This window comes from Mesorhizobium sp. LjNodule214 (assembly GCF_964252735.1).
Lineage (GTDB): Bacteria > Pseudomonadota > Alphaproteobacteria > Rhizobiales > Rhizobiaceae > Mesorhizobium.
The window spans coordinates 1,899,116-1,914,802 of record NZ_CAXUPE020000001.1 but is presented as its reverse complement, the minus strand read 5'-3'; the positions used below and the strand labels follow the sequence as shown (position 1 = coordinate 1,914,802).

At 63.9% G+C, this 15,687-nt stretch carries 19 protein-coding genes; all 19 read right to left on the bottom strand.

The features are described 5' to 3' along the window. Positions 1-7 precede the first annotated feature (7 nt). Positions 8-766, bottom strand: a complete 759-nt coding sequence (gene trbJ / locus ACSQ3Z_RS09125; protein ID WP_436170957.1) for a P-type conjugative transfer protein TrbJ — start codon at positions 764-766, stop codon at positions 8-10. After that, the gene (gene trbE, locus ACSQ3Z_RS09120) at positions 763-3,201 is read right to left on the bottom strand and encodes a conjugal transfer protein TrbE (RefSeq protein ID WP_436170956.1); all 2,439 of its coding nucleotides are present in this window, start codon (positions 3,199-3,201) and stop codon (positions 763-765) included. Before trbE ends, trbJ begins: the two co-directional genes overlap by 4 nt. 13 nt (positions 3,202-3,214) lie before the next feature. Beyond that, entirely contained in the window at positions 3,215-3,511 is a 297-nt protein-coding gene (locus tag ACSQ3Z_RS09115) for a VirB3 family type IV secretion system protein (RefSeq protein ID WP_436170955.1), read from the bottom strand. Further along, a complete protein-coding gene (locus tag ACSQ3Z_RS09110; protein WP_246678489.1) occupies positions 3,511-3,804 on the bottom strand; it encodes a TrbC/VirB2 family protein in 294 nt (97 codons plus the stop codon). The genes ACSQ3Z_RS09115 and ACSQ3Z_RS09110 overlap by 1 nt, the downstream gene beginning before the upstream one ends. A gap of 35 nt (positions 3,805-3,839) precedes the next feature. After that, positions 3,840-4,856, bottom strand: coding sequence for a P-type conjugative transfer ATPase TrbB (gene trbB / locus ACSQ3Z_RS09105; RefSeq protein WP_436170954.1), 1,017 nt, complete (start codon positions 4,854-4,856; stop codon positions 3,840-3,842). A gap of 216 nt (positions 4,857-5,072) precedes the next feature. Next, the gene (locus ACSQ3Z_RS09100; RefSeq protein ID WP_006338687.1) at positions 5,073-5,390 is read right to left on the bottom strand and encodes a helix-turn-helix domain-containing protein; all 318 of its coding nucleotides are present in this window, start codon (positions 5,388-5,390) and stop codon (positions 5,073-5,075) included. Further along, positions 5,387-5,734, bottom strand: a complete 348-nt coding sequence (locus ACSQ3Z_RS09095; protein WP_436171875.1) for a type II toxin-antitoxin system RelE/ParE family toxin — start codon at positions 5,732-5,734, stop codon at positions 5,387-5,389. The genes ACSQ3Z_RS09100 and ACSQ3Z_RS09095 overlap by 4 nt, the downstream gene beginning before the upstream one ends. A 399-nt stretch (positions 5,735-6,133) precedes the next feature. Then, positions 6,134-6,589, bottom strand: coding sequence for a CopG family transcriptional regulator (locus ACSQ3Z_RS09090; protein ID WP_436170953.1), 456 nt, complete (start codon positions 6,587-6,589; stop codon positions 6,134-6,136). 7 nt (positions 6,590-6,596) lie between these two features. Further along, positions 6,597-8,579: a conjugal transfer protein TraG gene (locus ACSQ3Z_RS09085; protein WP_436170952.1), complete on the bottom strand. Its 1,983-nt coding sequence runs from the start codon at positions 8,577-8,579 to the stop codon at positions 6,597-6,599. Positions 8,580-8,606: 27 nt separating this feature from the next. Continuing rightward, complete coding sequence (locus ACSQ3Z_RS09080) at positions 8,607-10,346, bottom strand: relaxase/mobilization nuclease domain-containing protein (RefSeq protein ID WP_436170951.1); 1,740 nt, start codon at positions 10,344-10,346, stop codon at positions 8,607-8,609. Positions 10,347-10,590: 244 nt separating this feature from the next. Beyond that, positions 10,591-11,364: a lytic transglycosylase domain-containing protein gene (locus tag ACSQ3Z_RS09075; protein WP_436170950.1), complete on the bottom strand. Its 774-nt coding sequence runs from the start codon at positions 11,362-11,364 to the stop codon at positions 10,591-10,593. A gap of 3 nt (positions 11,365-11,367) precedes the next feature. Continuing rightward, positions 11,368-11,703, bottom strand: coding sequence for a DUF736 domain-containing protein (locus tag ACSQ3Z_RS09070; RefSeq protein ID WP_436170949.1), 336 nt, complete (start codon positions 11,701-11,703; stop codon positions 11,368-11,370). Positions 11,704-11,773: 70 nt separating this feature from the next. Further along, positions 11,774-12,319, bottom strand: coding sequence for a S26 family signal peptidase (locus ACSQ3Z_RS09065; protein WP_436170948.1), 546 nt, complete (start codon positions 12,317-12,319; stop codon positions 11,774-11,776). Further along, a complete protein-coding gene (locus tag ACSQ3Z_RS09060; protein WP_436170947.1) occupies positions 12,316-12,804 on the bottom strand; it encodes a DUF2840 domain-containing protein in 489 nt (162 codons plus the stop codon). Before ACSQ3Z_RS09060 ends, ACSQ3Z_RS09065 begins: the two co-directional genes overlap by 4 nt. Beyond that, the gene (locus tag ACSQ3Z_RS09055) at positions 12,801-13,961 is read right to left on the bottom strand and encodes a replication initiator protein A (RefSeq protein WP_436170946.1); all 1,161 of its coding nucleotides are present in this window, start codon (positions 13,959-13,961) and stop codon (positions 12,801-12,803) included. The genes ACSQ3Z_RS09060 and ACSQ3Z_RS09055 overlap by 4 nt, the downstream gene beginning before the upstream one ends. An 18-nt stretch (positions 13,962-13,979) precedes the next feature. After that, a complete protein-coding gene (locus ACSQ3Z_RS09050; RefSeq protein WP_023822857.1) occupies positions 13,980-14,261 on the bottom strand; it encodes a helix-turn-helix transcriptional regulator in 282 nt (93 codons plus the stop codon). Between the two features lie 140 nt (positions 14,262-14,401). Further along, positions 14,402-14,947, bottom strand: coding sequence for a DUF2285 domain-containing protein (locus ACSQ3Z_RS09045; RefSeq protein WP_436170945.1), 546 nt, complete (start codon positions 14,945-14,947; stop codon positions 14,402-14,404). Next, on the bottom strand, positions 14,919-15,167 hold the full coding sequence (locus ACSQ3Z_RS09040) for a transcriptional regulator domain-containing protein (protein ID WP_436170944.1): 249 nt from the start codon (positions 15,165-15,167) through the stop codon (positions 14,919-14,921). Before ACSQ3Z_RS09040 ends, ACSQ3Z_RS09045 begins: the two co-directional genes overlap by 29 nt. A 134-nt stretch (positions 15,168-15,301) precedes the next feature. Next, positions 15,302-15,562: a DNA -binding domain-containing protein gene (locus tag ACSQ3Z_RS09035; protein ID WP_436170943.1), complete on the bottom strand. Its 261-nt coding sequence runs from the start codon at positions 15,560-15,562 to the stop codon at positions 15,302-15,304. Between the last annotated feature and the right edge of the window lie 125 nt (positions 15,563-15,687).

The following is a 15,687-nucleotide window of genomic DNA, read 5'->3' as shown; positions in this document are numbered from 1 at the left end:
GCCGGCCTCAGTCCTTGCCATAAAACATCTGCGCACTGCCGGGCTGGTAGCCCGAGCCCTGTGTCAGGAAGCGGCGGCGCTGCTCCCTGCCCTGCTCGGCGGCGGTGGCCTGTTCGGCCGATTGCAATGCCTGCGCCCGACCGTTCGCGGCAACGACAGCGGTGAGATCGGCGAGCTGCTGCGCCTGAAGCGCGAGGAGCTGGTTGCCGGCCTGCGTTGCCTGAAGGGCGCCGGTCGCACCCTGGCTCTGGCCGACCAGCGCCGACATCTCACTGCGATTGGTGTCGATGTTGCCGACGACGCCCGCCTGCACACGCATGGCATCCTGAAGGCCGCCAACCGTGTTGCCCCAGCGCGAGCGCGCGTCGGCGACAAGTTGCTGATCAGAAGCCGACAGCGAGACGTTGCCGTATTTCTGCTGGAAGGCCTGATCGATCTGCTGGACGTCATAGGCAACGTTCTGCGCTTGACCGAGCAATTGCTGCGTACGCTGCACGGACTGCTGGAGCTGTTGCAGCGAGGAGAACGGCAAGCTTGCGAGATTACGGGCCTGGTTGATGAGCATCTGCGCTTCATTCTGAAGCGAGGTGATCTGGTTGGTGATCTGCTCAAGCGAGCGCGCTGCCGTCAGGACGTTTTGCGAATAGTTCGAGGGATCGAAAACGATGAAGGCCTGTGCCGGCGTCGCCAGGATGGGCGATAATGCGGCTGGTGCGGCAAGCAGAGCGGCAGCGAACCGCATGGCAAGTGAACGGCGCATTTTCATGGGGATTTCTCCTTGCTGGTCAGGACGGGAACGAGTTCAGCGGCCCAGGCGACGCCACGGTGGTTGAGCCAGGCAGCGAGGAAACCGTCGCGGCCATGCTCGGCGACGATGTGGGCGATCGCGGCCTGGTCGGTCTTCGCGGATACAGCGCAGAGCGCGAGCGCCACATCCGACAGCCCAAGCTCGAACAGCCGGTTGCCGCGACGGGACTGGCAGTAATAGTCGCGCTTCGGCATCGCCCGCGCGATGATCTCGATCTGCCGATCGTTGACGCCGAAGCGGCGATAGATCGCCGTTATCTGCGGCTCGATGGCGCGCTCGTTCGGCAGGAGAAGCCGGGTGTGGCAGCTCTCGATAATCGCGGGCGCGATTGCCGAACGATCGATGTCGCTGAGCGACTGCGTGGCGAAGATGACGCTGGCGTTCTTCTTGCGCAGCGTCTTCAACCATTCGCGGAGCTGGCCGGCAAAACCGTCATCGTCAAGCGCAAGCCAGCCTTCGTCAATGATGAGGAGGGTCGGCGAGCCATCGAGCCGGTCTTCGATGCGATGGAAGAGGTAGGACAGGACCGCGGGCGCAGCACCCGTTCCGATCAGTCCTTCGGTTTCGAATGCCTGGACCGACGCCGATCCGAGATGTTCGCGCTCGGCATCGAGCAACCGCCCGTAGGGACCACCGACGCAATAGGGACGCAGTGCCTGCTTGAGATCGTTTGATTGCAGCAGCACAACCAGACCGGTGATCGTGCGCTCCTCGACAGGCGCGGACGCCAGCGAGCTCAACGCCGTCCAGATATGCTCCTTGACCTCAGGGGTGATCGTCACATTCTCGCGCGTCAGGATCGCCACGATCCAGTCGGCGGCCCAGGCGCGCTCGGGGACATGATGAACACGGGCGAACGGCTGAAGGCTGACGCTATCGATCGCCCCATCGCTGAGATCGCCGCCGAGATCGTGCCAGTCGCCGTTCATGGCGAGTGCCGCCGCGCGGATCGAACCGCCGAAATCGAAGGCGAAAACCTGTGACCCCGCATAGCGGCGGAACTGCAGCGCCATCAGTGCCAAAAGCACGGACTTGCCCGCGCCGGTCGGGCCGACGATCAGCGTATGGCCGACGTCGCCGACGTGAAGCGAAAGCCGGAACGGGGTCGAGCCTTCGGTCTTGCCGAAGAGCAGAGGGGGCGCTGCAAAATGCTCGTCCCGTTCCGGCCCCGCCCACACCGCGGAAAGCGGAATGATGTGGGCGAGATTAAGGGTGGAGATGGGAGGTTGGCGGACGTTGGCGTAAACGTGACCCGGCAGGCTGCCGAGCCAGGCGTCGACGGCGTTGATGGATTCAATGATCGCCGTGAAATCGCGGCCCTGGATAACCTTTTCGACCAGGCGCAGTTTTTCGTCGGCGATGCCGGGATCATCGTCCCAAACCGTTACCGTCGCGGTGACATAGGCCATGCCCGCATAGTCGGCGCCGAGTTCCTGCAGGGCCATGTCGGCATCGGCGGCCTTGTTTGCGGCGTCGGTGTCGACGAGGACGGACGCCTCGTTGGTCATCACCTCCTTGAGGATCGCGGCGACCGATTTGCGCTTGGCGAACCATTGACGCCGGATCTTTGTCAGCAGCCTGGTCGCATCGGTCTTGTCGAGCAGGATCGCGCGTGTCGACCAGCGATACGGGAAGGCGAGCCGGTTCAGTTCGTCGAGCAGACCCGGCGTGGTCGCGGTCGGGAACCCCGTGACCGTGAGAATGCGCAGGTGCGACGCGCCAAGCCGCGGCTCGAGCCCGCCGGTTAGCGGCTGATCGGCTAGGATGGCGTCGAGATACATCGGCGTTTCGGGAACGCGGACACGGTGGCGATTGGTCGAGACGCAACCATGCAGATAGGTCAGCGTCTCGGCGTCATCGAGCCAGCGGCATTCCGGCATGAAGGCTTCGACGAGGCGAAGAACGCGATCGCTGCGATCGGCGAACCCGGTCAGCACCGCGTTGGGGTCGAGGCCCTTCTTCTCGCGGCCTTCGTAGAGCCAGCTTTCCGCACGGGCGGTGTCTTCGGCGGGCGCAAGATAGGTGAGCGTCAGGAAGTAGCTGGACTCGAAATGCGCGCCGGCCTCCTCGAAGCCCGCCTTTCGTTCCGCATCCACCAGCGTGGACGCCGGATCCGGAAAGCTGCTGTCGGGATAGCGCGTCGAGGCATGGCGCTGCGCCTCGACGAAGATCGCCCAGCCGGAGCCGAGGCGGCGCAAGGCATTGTTGAGCCGGCCGGCAACGGCGACCAGTTCGGCCGGCACGGCGCTGTCGAGATCGGGACCGCGAAAGCGCGCGGTGCGCTGGAAGCTGCCGTCCTTGTTTAAGATGATGCCGGCGCCGACCAATGCCACCCAGGGCAGGAAGTCGGCGAGCCGGCTGCTACGATTGCGATATTCGGCAAGATTCATCATCCAATGGCCCCCCTCAGACGGTGAGATGCGCCGGGATGCGCAGGTGCCGGCGAACGACGTCGGCGAAAAGCGGATCGCGCTTGGCGGCCCAGACGGCGACAACATGGCCGATCGCCCAGATTGCGAGGCCGACGAGCCAGAGACGCAGTCCCAGCCCCACGGCGCCGGCAAGCGTCCCATTCATGATGGCAATGGCGCGCGGGGCGCCACCGAGCAGGATCGGCTCGGTCAGCGCGCGGTGCACGAGGACCGCATAACCCGGCACTGCGTAGTCCGGCATTGACCCGCCCTGTTCGACCAAACCCGCCATCAGACCAACGCTCCGCCGCCGAACGAGAAGAACGACAGGAAGAAGCTCGACGCCGCGAAAGCGATGGACAGGCCGAACACGATCTGGATGAGCCGGCGGAAGCCCCCCGACGTGTCGCCGAAGGCGAGCGTCAGGCCGGTGACGATGATGATGATCACCGCCATGATCTTGGCGACCGGGCCTTCGATCGACTGGAGTATCTGTTGCAGCGGCTGTTCCCACGGCATCGACGAGCCGGAGGCAAAAGCGGGCGCGGCCATCACCAGGATGAGCGTGGGAACGGAAACGGTCATGGCGAGACGATGGCGCGCAAGGCGCAGGCGTTGGATCACGGATTTTCTCCTTCAGGGCTTTGGATGAGCAAGGTCGGGCTGTCGTCGCCACCTAGGACGGCTGGCGCGACCCGGTAATCGCCGTCCGGGCGAAGGCCATCGACACGGGCGAGTTCGGACAGCCGACGCGCGGGGCCGCGGCCGGAAAGGACGGCAATTAGGTCGATCGTTTCAGCGATCAGCGCGCGCGGGACCGTGACGACGGCTTCCTGGATGAGCTGTTCCATCCGTCGCAGCGCGCCGATGGCGCTGCCTGAGTGGATCGTGCCGAGGCCGCCTGGGTGGCCGGTGCCCCAGGCCTTGAGCAGTTCGAGCGCCTCGGCCCCGCGCACCTCGCCGACCGGAATGCGGTCGGGCCGCAGGCGCAGCGATGAGCGAACAAGATCAGATAGAGACGCGACGCCGTCTTTCGTGCGCATTGCCACGAGATTTGGCGCGGCGCATTGCAGCTCGCGCGTATCCTCGATGATGACGACGCGATCGGCGGTCTTGGCCACCTCGGCCAGCAGCGCGTTGATCAGCGTGGTCTTGCCCGTGGATGTGCCGCCTGCAACGAGGATGTTCGCGCGGTTGGCAACGCCCTGGCGCAGCGCGTCCGCCTGCTGCGCCGACATGATCCCGGTCGCGACATAATCTTCGAGGGTGATGATGGCGACGGCGGGCTTGCGGATCGCGAAGGCGGGCGCCCCGACGACGGGAGGAAGAAGCCCCTCGAACCGCTCGCCCGTCTCGGGCAGCTCGGCCGAGACGCGTGGGGCGCCGGCATGGACTTCGGCACCGACATGATGAGCAACGAGGCGAACGATGCGTTCGCCGTCCGCCGCCGACAGGCGCTCTCCTGTGTCGGACAACCCCTCGGACAGGCGATCGATCCACAAACGCCCATCGGGGTTGAGCATCACTTCGACGATGCCCGCGTCGTCGAGATAGCTCGCGATCGCGGGTCCGAGCGCTGTGCGCAACATGCGTGCGCCGCGCGCCAGACCTTCTGAATTGTGATGCGAAGCTGCCATCCTGTCCCCGTTTCGATCCGGGGAACATGGGCGGCCCCTGGACGGGGATGATTAAGAGAGCCGCATCTCGAGTGGTTTCAACACCTATATCGAGGCGTAGTAGCGTAGCGTGCAAATACAGGAGATTGGCGGTGCCGACCTGTAATCAAGGCTGACGATCTTCAGGCAAGGGCGGCGCTCGCCCTCAATTGTGCCCTCGTCGGCAAAGCCGTCTGATCAAGCGGCTTCAGCACGAGTTGACCGTCGAGGCTTGTGGCGAACCACCACATCGACCTTGTAGTCGAGGCGGTCCAGACAGCGAACCAGCCTGTCTATTGAAAACTTGCCCGTGCGCCCGGTGGCGATCGCGGAGACGTCGGGCTGTTTCATTCCGAGCAGTTCAGCCGACTTCGCCTGGGTCAGGCGCCGGCGCTTGATAATGGCGCGGATCTCGCGGGCCAGCTTGGCCTTGAGCAATTCCTCTTCGGGATTGTCAAAGCCGAGGTCCGCAAACACGTTGCCGCTGCTCACTTCGGCGGTGATGTCTTCTGTCATGACTTTGTACCTTTCCCATAATTTTCGCGGTAGTGCGCCTCGGCCGCCTTCAATCGCACTGTCACGAGATCGATTTCGTGCTTGGGTGTCTCCCTGCCCTTCTTCGACTTCTTCTGGAAGCAATGAAGCACGTAGATCACCCCGGCAAAGCGCACCGCATAGACGGCCCGGTAGGTATCTCCGTCGAAGTCGTCGACCACCTCGAGGATGCTGCGGCCCCCAAACCCTTTCAGGGCTTTGGCAGCCGGGTGCTCCTCACCATTCTGGGCGTCGTTGATTGCGACACCCATCAACCGGCGAACATCGACCGGAAACTCGCGCAGGTCGGCCTTTGACGACCCCATCCATACAGCGGGCTTTTGGTTCTTCATTCTCTCTTGCCTTATAGCATACAGACTATAGTTTTCAACGACGAATCCTGACACCGCCTAGCCACCGAAAATAGTTGATTCGGGTCAAAAACGGCTGTTTTTTCCAAGGGATCGTAGAAGCTCTTGAAGGCGTGGTCCTTCATGCAATCACGGATCTTAAATTGCGGATTCGCGCTAGATCCGTCCCGCTGTTGCCGCAGCGATGACTGAAGGTGGTTCCCGTGCAAAGCGACCCCACCCCGCGGCTGTCTAGTTCTCTTCTGCCAAACTCGACAGATCGGCAAAGCGTGATCTATGACAACAACATATCATTCCAACGCTTTGATATGTTTTGACATATCGAGCTAGCAAAATCTCAGTCCGCCCGTCCATTTAGCCCACGGGCGTGCCGGGCTGGAGTGTGTCCAGGCCGCCATCGATGTCCTCGGAGATTTCCTGTCGAAGCTTTGGACCTTTCGCCAGGCGCCGGCCGAGTGCGGTGACAAAGGCATCATAGCGCTCGCCCGCCTTGGCGTGGGCAGCCTGCGCCGCGGGCTCGGGCAACGCTGGTGTTGTCGCCAGCCAGAAGCGGACGAAAACGGCGAGCGTCTCCACGGCAATTCCGAGATCGCGCTCCTGGCGTGCCGTACGGCGATCGAGTTGATCGAGCCGCTTGGTGATCGCCGCCTCCTGTCGCTCGGCGGCATCGGGCGAGAGGAACGACTCGATGGCCGCCTCCGCGACGAGCGACCGTGAAAGATCTCGGCGCGCCGCATGCTCGACCAGCCTGCTCATCGCCTTAGGATCGAGATAGACGGACAGGCGTTGTTTGCGGGGTGACTTTGCCATCGGAGCCTCACATATCCACACCGTCGCCGGGGTCGAGGGACGCCTGCCGCGCAATGCCTTGCATGAGGCGCGTCAATCGACGATTGCGGGCAACATCGTCCTCGACGTCGTCGAGGTGATCGATCTCGAATTCGTTCTCGGTCGTTGGCTTCACGACCGGCTCGACGCGACTGAGCTCGGGTTGCCGACGACGCTCGGATTCGGTCAGGTCCTCATCCTCGGCGGCGGGCAATGATGTGGCTTCGGCAATCCGGGGACGGGAAGGCAGGGGCAGTCTGGTCCAGTCGTCCGGTCTCCCCTCCACTGCCGCCACCAACGCCGGAGGCGGCAAGATTCGCTCCTTGAAGCGAGCATCCTCATGATAGCGCGCCTTTTTGGCGCGGATCGGCGGCGCGCCCGAGACCATGACGATCTCGTCGGTGGAGGGTAGCTGCATCACTTCACCCGGCGTGAGCAGCGGGCGAGCCGTCTCCGAGCGGGAGACCATGAGATGACCGAGCCAGGGCGACAGCCGGTGGCCGGCATAGTTCCTCATGGCCCTCATCTCCGTCGCTGTTCCGAGCGCATCGGACACCCGCTTGGCGGTGCGCTCGTCGTTGGTGGCAAAGCTTACCCGGACGTGGCAGTTGTCGAGGATTGAGTTGTTGGCGCCGTACGCCCTCTCAATCTGATTGAGGGATTGAGCGATCAGGAAGCTTTTCAGCCCGTAGCCGGCCATGAAGGCGAGCGCCGACTCGAAGAAGTCGAGCCGGCCAAGCGCCGGGAACTCGTCAAGCATCAGGAGCAGCCGGTGCCCTTGCGCCCTCACCTGCAGATCTTCGGTCAAGCGGCGACCGATCTGATTGAGGATCAGGCGAATGAGCGGCTTGGTCCGGTTGATGTCGGACGGCGGCACAACGAGGTAGAGTGTCGTCGGATGCTTGTCGTCGACAAGATCGGTGATGCGCCAGTCGCAGCGGCGCGTGACCTCGGCCACGACAGGATCGCGATAGAGGCCAAGGAACGACATGGCGGTGGAGAGCACGCCAGAGCGCTCGTTGTCGGATTTGTTCAGGAGCTCCCGCGCGGCGCTGGCGATGACCGGGTGCGGACCGCCCTCACCCAGATGCGCTGTTTTCATCATCGCCGACAGCGTCGATTCGATCGGACGCTTTGGGTCGGAGAGGAAACCCGCAACGCCGGCAAGCGTCTTGTCCTGCTCGGCATAGAGGACATGCAAGATCGCGCCTACCAGCAGGGCATGGCTGGTTTTCTCCCAATGGTTTCGCCTCTCAAGCGAGCCTTCGGGATCGACCAGGATGTCAGCGATGTTTTGCACGTCGCGGACTTCCCATTCGCCGCGACGCACCTCGAGCAGCGGGTTGTAGGATGAGGATTTCGGATTGGTGGGATCGAACAACAGGACCCGGCCATGCCTGGCGCGGAAGCCCGCGGTGAGTTGCCAGTTCTCGCCCTTGATGTCGTGGACGACAGCGGAGCTCGGCCAGGTCAGCAGCGACGGGACGACAAGGCCGACACCCTTGCCCGAACGTGTGGGCGCGAAGCACAGCACGTGCTCCGGTCCGTCATGGCGCAGATAGGCGCCGTCAAACCGCCCAAGAACCACACCATCGGAACCGAGAAGGCCGGTTGCCTTAACCTCCTGCTTGTCGGCCCAGCGGGCGGAGCCGTAGGTCTCGACCTTCATGGCCTCGCGAGCCCGCCAGACCGACATGCCGATGGCGACGGCGACGCAAGCGAAACCGCCAGAAGCCGCGATAAAGGCGCCCTCCACGAAGATCGACGGCGCGTAGGCATCGAACCCGTACCACCACCAGAAGAAGGACGGCGGAAGGTAAAATGGAAAGCCCAGGACACGGAACCATGGCCTTCCGAGCTCGGGCTGGAACGCCAGGCGCCAGGCCACCCATTCCGTCGCGCCCCAGGTCGTGAGAAGTACGATCGCGAAGACTGCGAGGATCTGGCCCCAGAGTATTTTGGTGGCAGACATGGAAGCGGTCCTTTCTTCAACATGAGGTTAGAGGCCGAGGCCTCGCTTGCGGCCAAAACTCCAGTCGATGCCGTCGTCATTGCGAGCGACGCCTGAGACGTGGCGGCCAAGATGTTTTTCCAGGGATGGCGTCCAAGGCACCAGTTGGAAACCGAGGCCGTCATCGATCATGGCGAAGCGGCCGGAGGCGAGCGTGAAGCGTTGCCGGTAGGAACCGGCGACGAACTCGCCGCGGCGGGCGCGGTTGAAGGGCTGGCCGGTTTCGGCCGAGAGCTTTTCGCCGAGCGCCTCCAGTTCGCGGCGACGCAGCGTGTCTATCAGGTTGCGGGTGAAGCTGATGCGTTGACCCTGCCGCTCGCCAAGGCCCTGTTCAACGAGATGGTCCGCGCGGCGCTGCATCGCCTGCCGCACCTCGGCGCCGAAACCGCCTTCTGAAAGCGCAATCGGTTCGCGGGCGATATTCTGGCGGTCAAGCCAGGTTGCGCCGGCGGCGGTCGTTTGCTGCTCAATGTCGAGATCGGAACGGACAGCGAGCGCCACGCGCCCATGTCCCTGCGCGTCATGGAACTTGCGCAGCTCGACGATCGAACCCGGAGCGCTGTCGCCCGCGGCGTCGAGGTCGGACAGCTTGATGTGATGTGTACGGCCGTCGGTGCCATCGACCACGGCGTAGGCGCTGCCCTTCAGCTCATCATCGAGACCGCGGTCGACCAGCCGACCGACGATCGGCGTGTCGAGGCGCTCCGCCGCCAGCACATAATTCGCCGTGCCGCGCTCGATGCCCTGTTCTGTCAAGGCGCGATGCATCCGCTTGATGATGTCGCCGCGTTCACCAAGCTGGCGCAGCGTCGCCTCGGCCTTGTCGTCGATCATCCATTGGCCCGGGCCGACCTGTTCGGCAAGGCCAAGGGTTTCGAGCTTGCGCATCCGCCCGACCTTCAGCACCTGATATTCATCGGGCTGGGCGTTCGCGGCGGTGGCAAGGTCGATGACGCCTCGGTCGCGGCCGTCGCGAACAAGCTGCCGGTCAAGCTGGGTCCAGCGTTCGGCTTCGACCTGGCGCTGCAGATTGCGATGGATGTCGAGATCGGTGCGCGGGCCGAGCTCCTGGGTAACGAGATCGGCCGCGCGGGCGCGCATTCCCTCCTTGATGTAATCGCGGGAGATCACGAGATCCTGCCCGTCATCAGTGTGGCCGCGCAGGATGATGTGAAGGTGCGGATTGTCGGTGTTCCAGTGATCGACGCCAGCCCAATCGAGTTTTGTGCCGAGGTCCTTTTCCATCTGGCCCATCAGATCGCGGGCGAAGGATTTGAGGTCCGCCATGTCGACGGCATCTTCGGGCGAGACGATGAAGCGGAAGTGGTGCCGATCATCGCCGCACCGCTCGGCAAAGGCACCTCCATCCACCGCATCGGCCTGCGGCCCGAACAGCCTTGCCTTCTCCCCGTCACGGGTAACGCCCTCGCGGCGAAGGTAGGTGAGATGGGCGGCAAGCGGGGCGCCACGCGCGTGGTGGCGCACCAGCCGTGTCTTGATGATCACGGTTCGCGAGCGTCCGGTCAGGAGACGATTGGCGCGCACGCTCGCCGAGCGGCCGCGCCCGAAGGTCGAACGATTGCCTGGACTGATCCGGCCGGTGCGTGAGACACGGGCGCCGGCCTTCTGGGCGGCGGCAAGCGCCTGCGCGATGAAGGGCCTGGCGCGCTGGGTACCGGACGAGCGGATGCGGCCGGGGCGGATTCGAAGATCGTCCTCGGCGCTCATGGTCAAGATCCCGCACATCGCGCCAGGCGGCTGAAATCCAAGAAAAATGGGCATCGCCGCGAGGTGCGCGAAACCTTCGCACCTCGCGAAATCGCTGCAAGAACCCTTGAAATCCGCCGACCGACCGATGCCGCACCTCGCGGCTTTTTATCTAGCCATCCTCCGGTTGTTCTGCCCACCTTCCGCCTCCATCCACGCCACGGTGCGCTGGAGCTTGCGGTTGGGCGAAAACGCCCATACGCGCTCATGGCTGGATCCCTTCGCCCGCTCGCGCCACGAAGAGGCCTTTGGACAGCGGCACGATGGCGGAGACATCGCGCACGGTGGGTGCAGAGCTAGCGTCATTTTGCGGGCGCTCGTCCGTTACGGAAGCGACAGTTTGGTTGCGTTCCGGTTGCCTTGCGAACAGCGGGGCTTGTCTCCAGGGAACGGCCTCGGCAGGCATAACGGCGAAAGGGCGCATACCCTCGCTTTCACCGATCAGGGGGGCGAGCGTCGCGACATAGGCGCGGGTCTCGGCCGGTAACGGACGCCCAGCGAGGTAGGCTTCGTAGCGTGCAGGTCCCGCGTTGTAGGCGGCCAGAAAGCCCGGCGAGCCGAAGCGATCGTGCAGTTCTCGCAGATACGCCGTTCCTGCCAGGATGTTGTCCCGGGCATCGAACGGATCGCGGCCAAGCGACCAGTGGGCGCGCAGATCATCCCATGTGCCGGGCATGATCTGCATCAAGCCGCGGGCGCCTGCGCTGGACACGGCGCGCACATCGCCCGCACTCTCCTTGCGCATGATGGCGCGTATCAACGCGGTCGGAACGCCGAAGCGCTGCGAGGCTTCGCTGATGTGCGCGCCGAACGGATCGCGCTGCGACGATCGCGCGATGGCCAAGTCCTGCGCCACTGTCGCCGACGGCATGACGGTCGCGACGGACAGGCCGCAAAGGAGGAGCAAAGCCATGCGCCGGGCAGCGAAAAGCGGCCCGGGCGCACTGCGATGGCTCGTCGACGGACGGCGAGCGCGCATCGTTCAATCCTTCTCGCAGCGGTCGCGCGGTCGCGCCCAGTGCAGCGACCAGGACGTCTTGTCGTCGCCATTGCGAAAGAGGTTCGCGCGGATCGGCTGCGCGAAGGTCGGGTCGTCGAGCTGGATCGAGACGTAGTCTCCGGCCTTTTCGCTGGAGCGTTTCCAGCCGGCACCAATCTCGGGGCCGTCCTCGTTGCCTGCGTGAACGCGGTAGTCAGGCGCATTCTCCGTTTCGCTCGCCTCTGCCGCCACGATGGCGATATCGAGGTTGAGGCTGAGCGTGTGGATGCGCCCGCTATAGCCAGTCTTCTGGCGCGTGAATTCCCCGATCTGTTGCATGTGAGGCTCCTGTTTTCAGTGGTTGCGGTGATGAAGGCTGGCGGCACGACGCGCGCCGCCGGTCGCGCGCTCACCGCGTTGGCGCGCGCCATACGAAGCGGCCGTTGCCGCCCTCGTCCGTCCACAGCGGGACGGCGCGGCCGATGATCTGGCTGGTGGCGAGGAGGCCGAAGTAGCGTCCGTCGAGACTGTCGCGGACCTGCCAGTTCATCAGGAAGACTTCCCCGGTCGAGATGCGGCGGCAGCCCTGCCAGATCGGCAGGTCACGGCCGGCCCGATCACGCTCGAGCGCCGCGCCCGCCTCGATACCATCGACAGTGATGGTGAGGTTCGAGCGACAGACTCGTTGCCCGGCAACACCAAGGATGCGCTTCAGGAGTGGCACGCCCCTCGGCAGATAGCCGCGATCAGCCAGGAACGCGACGAGTGGCTCAGGCGCGTCGACGGCCACAAGATCGGTGACATCGAACGGTCCGTCGAAGTCGATCGTGTAGAAGCCGATCGGTGCGCTAGCTGATGCATTCCAGATGAGCTTCGTGGGCATCGAAGTGAGGCCGGGATAGCCGACGCTCATGGTTGCGAGAACGCTAGCGAGGATGATCCCGGCGCGCGTCACGGCTCGGTCCTCTTGCGCAGCAGGAAGGCGCGATGTTGGTCGAGTGTGTAGCTGCGCGGCGAGTGGCCGGCGGTTATCCGGTTGTGGATGTGCCGCCAATGATCGGGCGACACCAACTCAGGCTCGATGTCGAGGCGCTGGATGGCGTCGATCGCCTGCAGCACGCGCTCGACCTTGGGCCAGCTCTCGACCTTCAGCAGGATGTCGCCGCCGGGGCGCACGAAGGGTAGTGTCTGATAGGCTTCGCCACGTCTGACCGCACGCACGATGTCTATGCGTGAGATGATCGTTCCGAAGTCGTTCGCGGCCCAGCGAACGAACGCGAAGACCGTGCCGGGGCGATAGGACAGAATGCGCCGGCGACGATCGACGATCTGTTCCTGGGCGTGCGTGCCGAACCGTATCCAGTTCTCTTGCCTCTTCTCCACCCAGGTCAGTTCGACATGGACGAGTTCGTCGCGAGCGTGGTGCGTGGCGGCGATCATCGGGTGGCTCCCGAGCGCGGATCAAGAGGCGGATTCGGGGCTTCGGAGACGCTGGTTGCCGTGCTGCTGCCGTCAGAAACCGATGGCGCATTCGAGGTCTTGTCGGTGTCTATGCTGAGTGCGTCGCTGGTTCGTCGGATGACCCTTTGCACATCACGCGCGCGCTCTTCAAAGTTAGGATCTGGGTTAGATTCTAAGTTAAGGGCGCGATTTCGGCTTTTCTTTCTGGAGATTAGGCCCGGTTTGGGTTCCTGATAGCACGAGCCCGCGGTTCCCGATGGCACGATAGGTCCGGTTCCTGATAGCACGAGGCCGTCCACAGGCCTTCCACAGGAGCCGATCCGCTCGAAGGCGAGCAGCGCCCGGCCGCCAATCTCCACTTCCAGCGCAAGGGTATAGCCGGGCAGCGGCTGGCGGCGGACAATGTCGCGCAGTTCGAAGGCAAAGCGCTTGTAGGGCGACAGGCCGCCGGATTTCAGGTGAAGGTGACGGAAGTCGAAGCGCCAGCCGTCGCGCTGGCGTCCGCCATGCTTGCGCACAAGCCGATAGAGCCAGCGCTCCAGCCCGCCAGTCAGGTCGAAATAGGCACGATCGATCGTCAGCACGAGTGCGTCATCGAGGACTGCCTGGTAGAACCAGTCGGGGACGATCAACTCGATCCCCGCGGGTTTGCCATGGCGATCGATGCGCTCCTGCCACTCATTGATCCATGAGAAGCGGTGACGCCGACCTTCGGCGGGCTGACGGATTGTCGTCGAGACGGTGGTCGACTGCAGCCGATCAAGCGCCGCCTTCAGGCGTTGATAGTCGCGAAGGCTCTTGCCGCGGCCGACGAAGGTGAGAATCTCATAGGGCGTGGCGGCCATCAGGCGCGATGTGCGAAGGCCGGTGTCGCGCGCCTCGACGATCTGGCTCGCGGCCCAGATCAGGATGTCAGCGTCCCAGATGGTCGCCATCCCATGGTCGGGTACGGCTTCGACCCGGATCGTGACGTTACCTGCGGCAAAATCGATCGGGGTGATGCGATGGGTCTTGGAAAGGGAGAAGAACGGATAGGCCATGAGATCCTGCGCGTCTCGTGGGGCGAAGTCGCCAGGCAGCGCCTGGAACAGGTCGAGCTGCCCGCGCTCCGAAAGGGACTGGTTTCGCGCCGTCATTTGGAAATCCGCCCGCGGTCAGCGTGCGTATCGTCCGCCATGCGCCGGCAGCGTCGGTGTATGACGCTTGGCGGGCAGGACCGACCCACGTGGATCGGATGTAGAAGTGACAGCGCCGCGTTCGGCCCAAGCCTGAAGATCGTCGACGGCATAGACGACACGGCCGCCGAGCTTGCGGTAGGAAGGACCAGTGCCATAGGTACGGTGCTTTTCGAGCGTGCGGGCGGACAGGCTTAGGAAATCCGCGGCTTCCTTGGTGCGCAGGAAGCGTGGCGGCAGGACGGCGATATCGGGTCGCATGGATCGGGCCTCCGTGGGTTTTGGGCAGCCGCTGGCGTTCAGCGGTGGACTGCGACCACGGTGGCGGAGAATGGGCTTCGCAAGGGATGGGGAAGTTGAGGGAGGCTAAAATCCCCACCCCCTGTCCAGTGTCACAACCGCTACGATCGGCGGCGATGACGCAGAATCTGCAAATAGCCGCCACCGATCATGGCCGTGGCGCCTTCGACGAGGCCGATCACCGCATCGCGCAACGCCGAGGTCTTCCAAGGATCGGCGGCGATGCGCTTGTGTCCGTAGAACGCAACCGCAATGTCGCGGTAGCTCGCGCCGTTCGCACGGCCGTCAGCGGCCTGCATCATCAGACGAATCCGGCGGCGTTGCTGGCCGGTCATCCGCGTGTCCGCAGGTGCTGGGCGCCCCCGCAAGGAACGCCAGAAACGGGTGAGTGCTTCGATCCGTCCCAACGTTTCTGCATCCAAGGGGATCAGCGCCGCCAGGTGGCCGTGCGGGTCACTGCCGGGCAGAAGGAGAAGTTGGGTGGCGACACCTGCACTGTGGACAATGTGACGTCCTTCCGGGCTGTCGTGGACCCCGCCCAGGCCGGTCAAAGGCGCCGATCGCAAGGACGACAGGAATTCCGGCGCCGGCACGAGAGAAACCACAGCTGGATCGACGTCAGGCGACCACAGAACGTCTTGCGCCAAGGCGGACAAATCCGGCCTGGCCGGGAAATCGTAACCCCCACAGCCGCTGTGTCTGAGGGTGGAAGGGTGCTTTTTCGGCTCTTGTGGTCAGGAGCGTTTGGTAGTGCCGTTGATAGGGTTCGTGACGCCGCAGACACTCCCAGGCGAGTCCTTCGATGGGTAATGTATCGAAATAATCATAGCTGGCATTGTCTCGCCAATGCGACGTATCCGGCCTCATCCAAGAGCTCCTCGCAAGAAACGCGTAGACCCCGCCTCAAAACAATTCCGGGTTGCAGCGATTGGCGGAAGACCCTCGCCGGGCATCGGGTGATGCCGTTTCGGCATCACCCGGGAACGACAGGAGCGATGGTGCTAGCTGCCGGGTTGACGCAAGAGATGGCGGTAGCCAGCACGCGCCATCCAGCGCGCTCGCGCCAGATGGCTGTCATGGATGCGCCGGGCGCGTTGTGGCTCCTTCGTCAGATCAATGCCGAAGAGAATTTCGACCACCTCGCGCCAGTCCGCGCCGTCGTCGGCGGCGTCAAGAAGGCGCACATAGAGCTTGATGTGCTCCTGATCGTATTCGGTGAGTTCGTCACCCGTTGGCGCGGTGTCATCAAACGGCTCGATCATCGCTCGCCCTCGTCTTCACAGAGTAAGACTGCATTTTATAGAAACAATTTTGCCAGCGGAGCATGGTCGATAAGCATCACGCGATGCGGTTTCGGCATCGCCTCGGCTTGAGTGGGATGAACCGG

What these genes read in the sequence shown, in the direction of transcription:
- trbJ (WP_436170957.1), bottom strand. Translation starts at nt 766, where the DNA reads ATGAAAATGCGCCGTTCACTTGCCATGCGGTTCGCTGCCGCTCTGCTT.
- trbE (WP_436170956.1), bottom strand. Translation starts at nt 3,201, where the DNA reads ATGATGAATCTTGCCGAATATCGCAATCGTAGCAGCCGGCTCGCCGAC.
- ACSQ3Z_RS09115 (WP_436170955.1), bottom strand. Translation starts at nt 3,511, where the DNA reads ATGGCGGGTTTGGTCGAACAGGGCGGGTCAATGCCGGACTACGCAGTG.
- ACSQ3Z_RS09110 (WP_246678489.1), bottom strand. Translation starts at nt 3,804, where the DNA reads ATGACCGTTTCCGTTCCCACGCTCATCCTGGTGATGGCCGCGCCCGCT.
- trbB (WP_436170954.1), bottom strand. Translation starts at nt 4,856, where the DNA reads ATGGCAGCTTCGCATCACAATTCAGAAGGTCTGGCGCGCGGCGCACGC.
- ACSQ3Z_RS09100 (WP_006338687.1), bottom strand. Translation starts at nt 5,390, where the DNA reads ATGACAGAAGACATCACCGCCGAAGTGAGCAGCGGCAACGTGTTTGCG.
- ACSQ3Z_RS09095 (WP_436171875.1), bottom strand. Translation starts at nt 5,734, where the DNA reads ATGGGGTCGTCAAAGGCCGACCTGCGCGAGTTTCCGGTCGATGTTCGC.
- ACSQ3Z_RS09090 (WP_436170953.1), bottom strand. Translation starts at nt 6,589, where the DNA reads ATGGCAAAGTCACCCCGCAAACAACGCCTGTCCGTCTATCTCGATCCT.
- ACSQ3Z_RS09085 (WP_436170952.1), bottom strand. Translation starts at nt 8,579, where the DNA reads ATGTCTGCCACCAAAATACTCTGGGGCCAGATCCTCGCAGTCTTCGCG.
- ACSQ3Z_RS09080 (WP_436170951.1), bottom strand. Translation starts at nt 10,346, where the DNA reads ATGAGCGCCGAGGACGATCTTCGAATCCGCCCCGGCCGCATCCGCTCG.
- ACSQ3Z_RS09075 (WP_436170950.1), bottom strand. Translation starts at nt 11,364, where the DNA reads ATGCGCGCTCGCCGTCCGTCGACGAGCCATCGCAGTGCGCCCGGGCCG.
- ACSQ3Z_RS09070 (WP_436170949.1), bottom strand. Translation starts at nt 11,703, where the DNA reads ATGCAACAGATCGGGGAATTCACGCGCCAGAAGACTGGCTATAGCGGG.
- ACSQ3Z_RS09060 (WP_436170947.1), bottom strand. Translation starts at nt 12,804, where the DNA reads ATGATCGCCGCCACGCACCACGCTCGCGACGAACTCGTCCATGTCGAA.
- ACSQ3Z_RS09055 (WP_436170946.1), bottom strand. Translation starts at nt 13,961, where the DNA reads ATGACGGCGCGAAACCAGTCCCTTTCGGAGCGCGGGCAGCTCGACCTG.
- ACSQ3Z_RS09050 (WP_023822857.1), bottom strand. Translation starts at nt 14,261, where the DNA reads ATGCGACCCGATATCGCCGTCCTGCCGCCACGCTTCCTGCGCACCAAG.
- ACSQ3Z_RS09040 (WP_436170944.1), bottom strand. Translation starts at nt 15,167, where the DNA reads ATGAGGCCGGATACGTCGCATTGGCGAGACAATGCCAGCTATGATTAT.
- ACSQ3Z_RS09035 (WP_436170943.1), bottom strand. Translation starts at nt 15,562, where the DNA reads ATGATCGAGCCGTTTGATGACACCGCGCCAACGGGTGACGAACTCACC.